This window comes from Streptomyces sp. NPDC002490, from assembly GCF_040296045.1.
GTDB lineage: Bacteria > Actinomycetota > Actinomycetes > Streptomycetales > Streptomycetaceae > Streptomyces.
The window spans coordinates 1-10,513 of record NZ_JBEOWM010000093.1 but is presented as its reverse complement, the minus strand read 5'-3'; the positions used below and the strand labels follow the sequence as shown (position 1 = coordinate 10,513).

The 10,513-nt window shown below is 73.0% G+C and carries 6 protein-coding genes; 1 reads left to right on the top strand and 5 read right to left on the bottom strand.

Going from position 1 to position 10,513, the window contains the following annotated elements; all coding sequences use genetic code 11:
• Positions 1 to 88: 88 nt before the first annotated feature.
• Positions 89 to 1,228 (bottom strand): hypothetical protein, encoded by a 1,140-nt coding sequence (locus ABT092_RS30275; protein ID WP_351249598.1) that lies wholly within the window; start codon positions 1,226 to 1,228, stop codon positions 89 to 91.
• A 157-nt stretch (positions 1,229 to 1,385) separates the two neighbouring features.
• On the opposite strand from ABT092_RS30275, the gene ABT092_RS30270 reads away from it, so the two are divergent.
• Positions 1,386 to 2,123 (top strand): hypothetical protein, encoded by a 738-nt coding sequence (locus ABT092_RS30270; protein WP_351249596.1) that lies wholly within the window; start codon positions 1,386 to 1,388, stop codon positions 2,121 to 2,123.
• Positions 2,124 to 2,173: 50 nt separating this feature from the next.
• Here the strand turns inward: ABT092_RS30270 and glgB are convergent, their stop codons facing one another.
• The 4 genes from glgB to ABT092_RS30250 form a co-directional block, all read right to left on the bottom strand.
• Positions 2,174 to 4,681 carry a 1,4-alpha-glucan branching enzyme gene (gene glgB, locus ABT092_RS30265; RefSeq protein ID WP_502968539.1) on the bottom strand — a complete coding sequence of 836 codons (2,508 nt, stop codon included), beginning with the start codon at positions 4,679 to 4,681 and terminating at the stop codon, positions 2,174 to 2,176.
• 78 nt (positions 4,682 to 4,759) lie between these two features.
• Positions 4,760 to 6,205, bottom strand: a complete 1,446-nt coding sequence (locus ABT092_RS30260; protein ID WP_351249594.1) for a maltokinase N-terminal cap-like domain-containing protein — start codon at positions 6,203 to 6,205, stop codon at positions 4,760 to 4,762.
• 115 nt (positions 6,206 to 6,320) lie between these two features.
• Positions 6,321 to 8,087, bottom strand: coding sequence for a maltose alpha-D-glucosyltransferase (gene treS, locus ABT092_RS30255; protein WP_351249591.1), 1,767 nt, complete (start codon positions 8,085 to 8,087; stop codon positions 6,321 to 6,323).
• Positions 8,084 to 10,096 (bottom strand): alpha-1,4-glucan--maltose-1-phosphate maltosyltransferase, encoded by a 2,013-nt coding sequence (locus ABT092_RS30250; protein ID WP_351249600.1) that lies wholly within the window; start codon positions 10,094 to 10,096, stop codon positions 8,084 to 8,086. The genes treS and ABT092_RS30250 overlap by 4 nt, the downstream gene beginning before the upstream one ends.
• Between the last annotated feature and the right edge of the window lie 417 nt (positions 10,097 to 10,513).

Genomic DNA, 10,513 nt, shown 5'->3' with positions numbered 1-10,513 from the left:
GCTACGACCCCGAGGTCCACCGCGCCAACAACAAGATCAAGCAGGACCCGGACACGCCTCTGGCGGCATAGAGGTTGACTCAGGGAACTCACAGCTCCAGGCCGAGCACCCGGGCGACCTCCTCGTCGCTGGCGCCGGGCACGTCGAGGTCCCCCGTGACGTGCAGGTCCAGGTGGGCGAACTTCGGAGCCAGCGCGGTCAGCGCGTCGAGCGGGGCGCCCTCGCACTCCTCCTCCTCGACGACCAGGTGCCGGATCGCCAGCTCCGTCAGCTGGGGCAGGACGGGGGAGTCCGCGAGGGCGCACAGCACGTCGAACGGGGAGGCGTCGAAGTCGGCCCCGGACAGGTCGAGTTGCCTGAGGCCGGGAAGCGACTCCACGGTCAGCTCGTCCAGTTGCTCCACGGGACAGCAGACGCCGAAGACGTCACCCTCCATGCTGACCTCCAGCGACAGCAGCCCGGGGAGGTCGCCGAGGCCGAAGGTGGAGCCGTCGGAGATCACGGGACCCCGGGCCCGCAGCCGGGTCAGCCGCTCGTGGTCCACGGAGTGGAACAGGAAGGGGCCTTCGAGGTCCAGCGTGCGCAGCCCGGGCAGCGCGCCCCACACGTCGGTCTGGACGAACCCCTCGTCGTGGTGGTCCAGGGGTTCGATCCGGCCACCGGTCGAGGTCCGGCTCGGCTCGTACAGGTGCGCGTACCCGTAGCCGAAGGCCAGCCGCTCCAGCCGCGGCCTGCTGCGGCTCGCCAGTGAGGCCGCGGCCTGCTCGGCCGCGTGGTGGTGGTCGGTGAGGCGGAGTTCGAGGGTGCGTAGCCGCCCGGCGGCGGGGTGGGAGAGGACGGCGTCGATCAGCGCGCCCTCCCACTGCTCGGGGTCGGCCGGGTCGACGGCCACGGTGTGCGGCAGCTCCGCGAGGAGCCGTTGGACGAGGGCCCCGCGCTGCGGCCGGGTCTCCGCGGCGAGGCGGAAGCGGGCCTCGTCGAGGAAGCCGCGGGCCCAGGCGAAGTGCCAGGAGCCGTCCTCCCGCAGCCCGTCGAGGCCGAAGTGGCGTTCCACCTCCCGGTAGGCCGCGGCCACCCGGTCCGGGTCACCGCCCTCGACCTCGACGCGGTGTTCCTGCCGGAGGGCCTCGCCGCGGGGGTCACCCGCCGCCGTAAGCAGGTCCGCGTGGCCGAGCCACGTCTCCCAGTCGTCGCCCTCCGGAGCGTTGGCCGCGGCGAAGGAGTGCATCTCGTCGTCCCCCAGGTCGTGCAGGTCCGCGCACGGTCGGTTCCCGAACGCGCGGTCGTGAGAGGCACTCTAGGCGTGGGCTCCGACAACGGGCCCCGGCGCCGGGGGCACCGAAAACCCGAGCACCTGGTGTCCGGGCGACGTAGGCTCCGGCGTTGTGGATCTGCGAGCCTTCGCCTTCGACGACCGGCCCGATCTGCACGCCCGGGCGGAAGCGGTCTTCACCGCGGGCTGGCCCGAGTTCGTCTTCCACGATCCGGTCGCCGACCGGCACATGGACCGGGTCCGGCAGTGGTTCGGGGAGTGGCACCTCCTGTTGGTCGACGGTGCGGACCGGATCGTGGCCGGCGGGTGGGGTGTGCCGGTGCGGTGGGACGGGACGCCCGGTGACCTGCCCGGCGGCTATGACGACGCGTTGGTGCGGGCGGTCGGGCTCCACGAGGCCGGCGGCCGGGCCGACACCCTGGTCATCGCCGCCGCCCAGGTCCGGGAGGAGTGCCAGGGGCGCGGCCTGGCCACCGAGGTGCTCGGGCGGCTCGTCTCGGTCGGAGAACGAGCCGGCCTGGTAAGGGTGATCGCCCCCGTGCGGCCGACCCTCAAGGCGCGCTACCCGCTGACCCCCATGGCCGACTTCGTGCGCTGGACGCGGGCGGACGGTGCTCCGCTGGACCCGTGGCTGCGGACGCACCACCGGATGGGGGCACGGGTGCTGTGCGCGGCCGAGCGGTCCATGGTCCTGGAGGGCTCGGTCGCCGAGTGGGAGGGGTGGGTCGGCCTCGACCTGCCGGCCTCCGGCAGATACGTGGTGCCGGGGGCCCTCGCGCCCCTCACGGTCGACCGCGCGGCGGACCGGGGGGAGTTGGTGGAGCCGAACGTCTGGGTCCGGCACCGCTGAACGGCCGCCCCGCCCGACCGGGGGACGGGGCGGGGCGGCGGCCCGGGTGTTCAGACCGTCGGTCGGAGCCAGACGGTGGCCAGCGGGGGCAGGGTCAGCACGACGCTGGTGGCGCGGCCGTGGGCGGGTACGGGCTCGGCGCGGACGGGGGAGGGGTTGCCCACGCCGCTGCCGCCGTAGCGCACGGCGTCGGTGTTGAGGGCCTCCTGCCAGGCGGGCACGGAGTCCGGCACGCCGAGGCGGTAGTCCCGGCGGACCACGGGGGAGAAGTGGGAGACCGCGAGCAGCGGGGCGCCGTCCGCGTCGAAGCGGAGGAAGGCGAAGACGTTGTCCTCGGCGGCGTCCCCCGCCACCCAGGCGAAGCCCGCCGGGTCGGTGTCCCGCTGCCACAGGGCGGGGGCGTCGCGGTACACCCGGTTCAGCTCCCGCACCAGGTCCCGCACGCCCCGGTGGTCGGGTTCGGCGGCGTAGGAGGGGTCGAGCAGCCACCAGTCCGGGCCGTGCGCCTCCGACCACTCGGCGCCCTGGGCGAACTCCTGGCCCATGAAGAGGAGCTGTTTGCCGGGGTGGGCCCACATGAAGCCCAGGTAGGCGCGGTGCCCGGCGCGCTGCTGCCACCAGTCGCCGGGCATCTTGGACACCAACGCCCGCTTGCCGTGCACGACTTCGTCGTGGGAGATCGGCAGCACGTAGTTCTCGCTGTACGCGTACACCATGGAGAACGTCATCTCGTGGTGGTGGTACTTGCGGTGCACCGGCTCGTGGGCGACGTAGCCGAGCGAGTCGTGCATCCACCCCATGTTCCACTTCAGCCCGAAGCCGAGGCCGCCGAAGCCGCCCGCGCCCACCCGGTCGGTGGGCCGGGTGACCCCGTCCCAGGCGGTGGACTCCTCGGCGATGGTGACGACCCCGGGCACCCGCCGGTACACGGTCGCGTTGAGTTCCTGGAGGAAGGCCACCGCGTCCAGGTTCTCCCGGCCGCCGTACTGGTTGGGCGTCCACCGGCCGTACTCGCGGGAGTAGTCGAGGTAGAGCATGGAGGCGACGGCGTCCACCCGCAGCCCGTCGATGTGGAACTCCTCGCACCAGTAGACGGCGTTGGCGACGAGGAAGTTGCGCACCTCGCGGCGGCCGTAGTCGAACTCCAGGGTGCCCCAGTCGGGGTGGGCGGCCCGGTCCGGGTCGGGGTGCTCGTACAGGGGGCGTCCGTCGAACTCGGCGAGTGCCCAGGCGTCCCGCGGGAAGTGGGCGGGCACCCAGTCCATGAGCACCCCGATGCCCGCCCGGTGCAGTGCGTCGACGAGGTGCTTGAAGTCGTCGGGGGAGCCCATCCGGGAGGTCGGGGCGTAGAAGCCGGTCACCTGGTAGCCCCAGGAACCGCCGAAGGGGTGCTCGGCCATCGGCATCAGTTCCACGTGGGTGAAGCCGAGTTCGCCGACGTACGCGGGGAGCTGGTCTGCCAATTGACGGTACGTCAGGCCGGGTCGCCAGGACGGCAGGTGCACCTCGTACACCGAGAACGGCGCCTCGTGGACGGGGCGCTCCCCGCGACGGGCCAGCCAGTCGGCGTCCTGCCACCGGTACCGGGAGACGTGCACCACCGAGGCGGTCGCCGGGGGCACCTCGGTGTGCCGGGCCATCGGGTCGGCCCGTTGGGTCAGCGAACCGTCCGGCCGGGCGATCTCGTACTTGTACAGCTCGCCTTCGCCGACGCCCGGCACGAAGAGTTCCCACACTCCGCTGGAGCCCAGCGAACGCATCGGGTGCGCGGTACCGCTCCAGCCGTTGAACGAGGCGGTGATCCGCACCCCGCGCGCGTGCGGCGCCCACACGGCGAACCGGGTGCCGCTCACCCCCCGGTGGGTCAGCACCCGGGACCCCAGCGCCGTCCACAGCTCCTCGTGACGGCCCTCGGCGATCAGGTGCAGGTCGAACTCGCCGAGCGAGGGCAACAGGGAGTACGGGTCGACCGTCGCCACCTCGGCGTCCTGGTAGGCGATCCGCAGCCGGTACTCCGCAACCCCGGGCAGCGGGAGCAGCGCGCTGTGGAACCCGTCGCCGTCGTCGTGGAGCGGGAAGGACCCGCCGTCCGCCGTCTCCACGCTCACCCCGAGGGCGTACGGCCGCAGCACCCGTACCGCGAGGCCGTCGGCCCGCGGGTGGGCGCCGAGCACCGCGTGCGGATCGTGGTGGGTGCCGGCCAGCAACCGCTCCCGGTCCGCCGCCGGTACGGGTGCGGCCGTGGCCGGGGGCGGACCGGCGGGGCGTTCGGGGGCGGTCGGCGGCAGCGGATCGACGGCGGGTGCGGGCGGGGGGACCGCGGGAGCCTTCCGGTTCCGCCCCCGGGCCCGCCCGGGCGCCCCCGCCGCCGTATGGGCCGGGACCTCGGCGGTCGGGGAAGCCGTGGCCGCCTTGGGGCCCTTGACCGCCTTGGGCGCCCGGACGGCGCTCCGGGCGGCCCGCGCCGGGGCGCTGCGCGCCGTGGGACGCGCGGTCGGTGCCGCCGCCCGTGGGGTGGGCGGGGCGTCGGGCGGCTCGCTGGCGGGACGACGGGTCACGGGGTGCCTCCTCGGCGGTGCCGGGTCGTGGGGGGTGGGGGAGGGGCGGGGCCTCACGCGTCGAAGTGCGGTGGGGGCTCAGGGCTCGGGGGCGCGGATCTCGTGGAGGAGGGCACCGGCGGGGCGGGCGAGCCGCTGCACCGCGGCCAGCGGGACGGGCAGCCAGTCGGGCCGGTGCCGCGCCTCGTACAGCACCTCGTACACGGCCTTGTCCGTCTCGTACGCCCGCAGCAGCACCGGTTCCTGCCGCGGGTCCCGGCCGGACACCCGGGCGTACCCGGCGCAGTAGGCGGCCCGGCAGGCGTCGGACCAGTCGGGGGACCAGGGGCGGTGCTGCCGGGCGGCGTAGTCGAAGGAGCGCAGCATCCCCGCGACGTCGCGGACCGCGGGCTGGGGCAGTCGTCGTTCGGTGAGCGGGCGGGCCGGTTCGCCCTCGAAGTCGATGAGCGACCACTCGCCGTCCGGGCCGCGCAGGCACTGGCCGAGGTGCAGGTCCCCGTGGACCCGCTGCGCGGTCCAGGTGCGCTCGCCGTCCGCGCCGAGGCGGGCGAGGGCGTCGAAGGAGGTGCGCAGCCCCCGGGCGTAGGGGCGCAGGGCCGGTACGGCCCGGGCGGTGTCGTCGAGCCGTTCGGCCATGCCGCGGGCCAGCGCCTCGATCTGCGGACGGCCCAGGGTGACCGGGGGCAGGGCACGGGCGAGCGCCCCGTGCACCTCCGCGGTGGCCCGGCCCAGCGCGCTGGCCTCGGCGGTGAAGTCCTCGCCCCGGGCGAGGGAGCCGAGCGCCGTCCCCCAGCCGTCGCGGGCCTCGGGGAGGAAGGGTTGCAGGACGCCCAGGACCAGGGCCCCGTCCTGCTGGGGGGCCGCGCCGCCCTCCTCGGGGTCGGCCAGGAACCAGGCGACGGGCGGGGGCACCCGGCCGCAGCCCTCGGCGGCGAGGGCCAGCGGCAGTTCCAGGTCGGGGTGGGTGCCGGGCAGGACACGGCGGAACAGCTTGAGGATGAGCGCGTCCCCGTACACCAGCGAGGAGTTCGACTGTTCGACCCCGAGCACCCGGGGCACCAGGGCGGACGGGATCTCGGCCCGGGGGGTCCGCTCGAAGCGCAGCGCGCCGACCCGGGCCCGCATCCGCAGCGCCTCCAGCAGGAGTTCGGCGAGCCGCGGATCGTACAGCGCCTCGTACACCGCGGCGCCGCGCAGCGGGCCGGTTTCGGGGCGGCCGATCAGGGCGGGGGCGAGCCGGGGCGGCAGCGCCGGCCGGACGCCGACCAGGAGTTGGTAGCAGTCGGCGGTGGGCCCGGTGGGGGAGGTCTGCTCGGCGCGGACCAGCAGGTGCAGCAGCCGGGGGGCGCTGCCCGGCGGGAGCAGCTCGGTCGCCGAGACCAGGGTGAAGCCGTGCACGGGGTGGCCCTTGCCCGCGAACCACCGCTGCCGGGGCAGCCAGGTCCGCAGCAGCGGGGCCAGCGATGCGATCAGCTCGGGGCGGGCGAGGGGCGTCCGGTCCGCCCGGGTGGCGGCCTCCGACATGGCGTCGCTCCTTTCTGGCAGGTGCGGGCGGGGCGCTGACGACGTCGCCGGTCGGATCGCCGGCGACGTCGTCGGGTTCGGGGGCGGACGTCCGGGGCCGGGCCGCTCGATCCGGTCAGCCGGTGGGCGCCGGGGTCGGGGGTCCCGGTTCGGCGGTGGCGCCGGGGCGCCCCTGGGCGAGCCGGAACCAGTAGAAGCCGTGGCCCGCGAGGGTCAGCAGGTAGGGCAGTTCGCCGATCGCGGGGAACCGCACCCCGCCGATCAGCTCCACCGGGTGGCGCCCGCGGTGGCGCCGCAGGTCCAGTTCGGTCGGCTGGGCGAACCGGGAGAAGTTGTGCACGCACAGCACCAGGTCGTCGCCGCTGCCGTCCGGGCCGGGCGGCGCCTCGCGCAGGAAGGCGAGGACCGCCGGGTTGGAGGAGGGCAGCTCGGTGTACGAGCCGAGGCCGAAGGCCGGGTTCTGCTTGCGGATCTCGATCATCCGCCGGGTCCAGTGGAGCAGCGAGGACGGCGAGGACATCGAGGCCTCGACGTTGGCGACCTGGTACCCGTAGACCGGGTCCATGATCGTCGGCAGGTAGAGCCGTCCCGGGTCGCAGGAGGAGAAGCCCGCGTTGCGGTCCGGGGTCCACTGCATGGGGGTGCGCACCGCGTCCCGGTCGCCCAACCAGATGTTGTCGCCCATGCCGATCTCGTCCCCGTAGTACAGGATCGGCGAGCCGGGCAGGGACAGCAGCAGGGCGGTGAAGAGTTCGATCTGGTTGCGGTCGTTGTCCAGCAGCGGGGCCAGCCGGCGGCGGATGCCGATGTTGGCCCGCATCCGCGGGTCCTTGGCGTACTCCGCGTACATGTAGTCGCGCTCTTCGTCGGTGACCATCTCCAGCGTCAACTCGTCGTGGTTGCGCAGGAAGATGCCCCACTGGCAGCCGGACGGGATCTGCGGGGTCTTCGCCAGGATCTCGGAGACCGGGTGGCGGGACTCGCGGCGCACCGCCATGAAGATGCGCGGCATCACCGGGAAGTGGAAGGCCATGTGGCACTCGTCGCCGCCGCGGGCGTAGTCGCCGAAGTAGTCGACGACGTCCTCCGGCCACTGGTTGGCCTCCGCGAGCAGCACGGTGTCCGGGTAGTGGGCGTCGATCTCGGCGCGGACCCGCTTGAGCATCGCGTGCGTCGCGGGCAGGTTCTCGCAGTTGGTGCCCTCCTCGGCGTAGAGGTACGGCACGGCGTCGAGCCGGAAGCCGTCGATGCCGAGGTCCAGCCAGAACTTCAGCGCCGCGATGACCTCCTCCTGCACGGCCGGGTTCTCGTAGTTGAGGTCCGGCTGGTGCGAGAAGAAGCGGTGCCAGTAGTACTGCCCCCGCACCGGGTCGAAGGTCCAGTTGGACGCCTCGGTGTCGACGAAGATGATCCGGGCGTCCCGGTACTGCTTGTCGTCGTCGGCCCAGACGTAGTAATCGCCGTAGGGGCCTTCGGGGTTGGCCCGGGACTCCTGGAACCACGGGTGCTGGTCGCTGGTGTGGTTCATCACGAAGTCGATGATCACGCGCATGCCGCGCTGGTGGGCGGCGTCCACGAACTCCACGAAGTCGGCGAGGTCGCCGAACTCGGGGAGCACGGCGGTGTAGTCCGACACGTCGTAACCGCCGTCGCGCAGCGGTGAGGTGAAGAACGGCGGCAGCCACAGGCAGTCCACCCCCAGCCACTGGAGGTAGTCCAGCCTGGCGGTCAGCCCCTTCAGGTCGCCGACGCCGTCCCCGTTGCTGTCCTGGAACGAGCGGACGAGGACCTCGTAGAAGACGGCCCGTTTGAACCACTCGGGGTCACGGTCCTTGGCCGGGGTGTCTTCGAACGTGTCGGGAACGGGTTCATTGACGATCATCGTGTGGGTGACCCTCCGGTCGGTGAGGACGATCGCAGGAGCGTGAGGACGTGTGCGGGCGCCCGGCTCGGGTCGAGGCGCACGTAGTTGGCCCTGCCCCAGCGGTAGGTCTCTCCGGTGAGTTCGTCGCGCACCGGTACGGACTCATGCCAACCGAGTCCGAGTTGCGGCATGTCCAACGACACCGTGGTCTCCTGGGTGTGGTGCGGGTCCAGGTTCACGATCACCAGGACCGTGTTCGTTCCGCCCGCGCTCTCGGCGGTCTTCGAGTACGCGATGATCGTGTCCCGATCCGTGTGGTGGAAGCACAGATCGCGCAACTGCTGGAGGGCGGGGCTGCGTCTGCGGATGCGGTTCAGGGCGGTGATCAAGGGCGCGATGCTGAGCCCGGCGCGCTCCGCCGCCTCCCAGTCGCGGGGGCGCAACTCGTACTTCTCGGAGTGCAGGTACTCTTCGCTGCCCGGGCGCAACGGGGTGTTCTCGCACAGTTCGTAACCGCTGTACACCCCCCAGGAGGGGGAGAGCGTGGCCGCGAGCACGGCCCGCACCTCGAACGCGGCACGACCGCCGTGCTGGAGGTACTCGTGCAGGATGTCCGGCGTATTGACGAAGAGGTTCGGCCTCATCACCGCAGCCGACTCACCGGCCAACTCCGTCAGGTATTCGGTCAGTTCGCGCTTGGAATTACGCCAGGTGAAGTACGTGTACGACTGTTGGAACCCGACGGCCGCGAGGGTCCGCATCATCGCGGGACGGGTGAACGCCTCGGCAAGGAAGATGACGTCCGGATCGGACGAGTTGACCTCCGCGATGACGCGTTCCCAGAAGAGCACCGGTTTGGTGTGCGGATTGTCCACCCGGAAGATCCGCACCCCGTGGGCCATCCAGAACCGCAACAGCCGCACCGTCTCCCGGACCAGCCCGTCCATGTCCCGGTCGAACGCGATCGGGTAGATGTCCTGGTACTTCTTCGGCGGGTTCTCCGCGTACGCGATCGTCCCGTCCGCCCGGTGGTGGAACCACTCGGGGTGCTCCGTCACCCAGGGGTGGTCGGGGGAGCACTGGAGGGCGAAGTCGAGCGCCACCTCCAGTCGCAGCGACCGCGCCCGGTCCACGAACGCGTCGAAGTCGTCGAGGGTGCCGAGGTCGGGGTGGACGGCGTCGTGCCCGCCCGCCGGGGAGCCGATCGCCCAGGGCACCCCCACGTCGCGGGGGCCGGCCGAGAGGCCGTTGTCGGGCCCCTTGCGGTGCGTGCTGCCGATCGGGTGGACCGGCGGGAGGTACACCACGTCGAAGCCCATCGCGGCGACGGCCGGCAGGCGTTCGGCGGCGGTCCGGAAGGTTCCGCTCACCGGGGGCCCGCCGGGGACGACCACGGCCCCCTCGGAGCGCGGGAAGAGTTCGTACCAGGACCCGAAGAGCGCGCGCCGCCGCTCCACCAGCAGCGGGGCGGCCTCCGACACCGTCAACAGGTCGCGCAGCGGGTGGCGGTCCAGCACCGCGGTGACCTCCGGGGCCAGTGCGGCGGCGAGGCGCCGGGCCGCCGGTCGGCTCCGGTCCCGCAGCGCGTCCACGGCTCCGAGCACCGCCTCCCGCCGCCCCTTCGACTTGGGCACCCCCTTCGCCGCCCGCTCGTGCAGCCGGGCCCCCTCCGCCAGGACGAGTTCGGTGTCCAGGCCCGCCGGGACCTTGATCCGGGCGTGCCGGCGCCAGGTCTCCAGGGGGTCGCTCCACGCCTCGACCGCGAACGTCCACCGGCCCTCCGCGGTCGGGGTGACGTCGGCGCCCCAGCGGTCGGTGCCCGGTGCGAGTTCGCGCATCGGGGTCCATGCGCCCGTCCTGCCGTCCGGGTCGGTGAGGACCACCCCGGCGGCGACGGCCTCGTGCCCCTCGCGGAACACGGTCGCGCTGACCTGGAAGGACTCGTTCACCACCGCCTTCGCCGGTCGACGCCCGTGGTCGACCAGGGGGCGGAGATCAAGGACGGGAATGCGGCCGATCGGCGACATCACGGCATCACCTTGGGGACTCTGTGCGGCGGATGACTAAAATTTATGTGGCTTTTGTTCTCTTTCTACCGGTGGTGGGGGTGGTGGACCGCGCGCGGGACAGGTCGTCCCTGCCCGGCGGTCGTGCAGTTCACTCGATCGGACGTGCGAAGGGGTGCGGTGCCCGGTCGGTGGCGGGGTGGGCGTGGCACGGGAAAGGGGCGGGGTCCGCGTGACCGTGGTGGTCGCGTGGGCCTCGCCCCTCGGGGTGTCCGCTTCCCGGCGCCGTGCCGTGCCGTGCTGTGCTGTGCTGTGCCTGCCGCCCCCGTGCGGGGTCGGGGGTGGATGCTCCTATGGATGTCAAGCGGCTTCAGTGAGGTCGCTTTGAGTGGTTTGCGGGTTGATGTCGGTGGTCCGGATCGACCGCATCAGGACGCG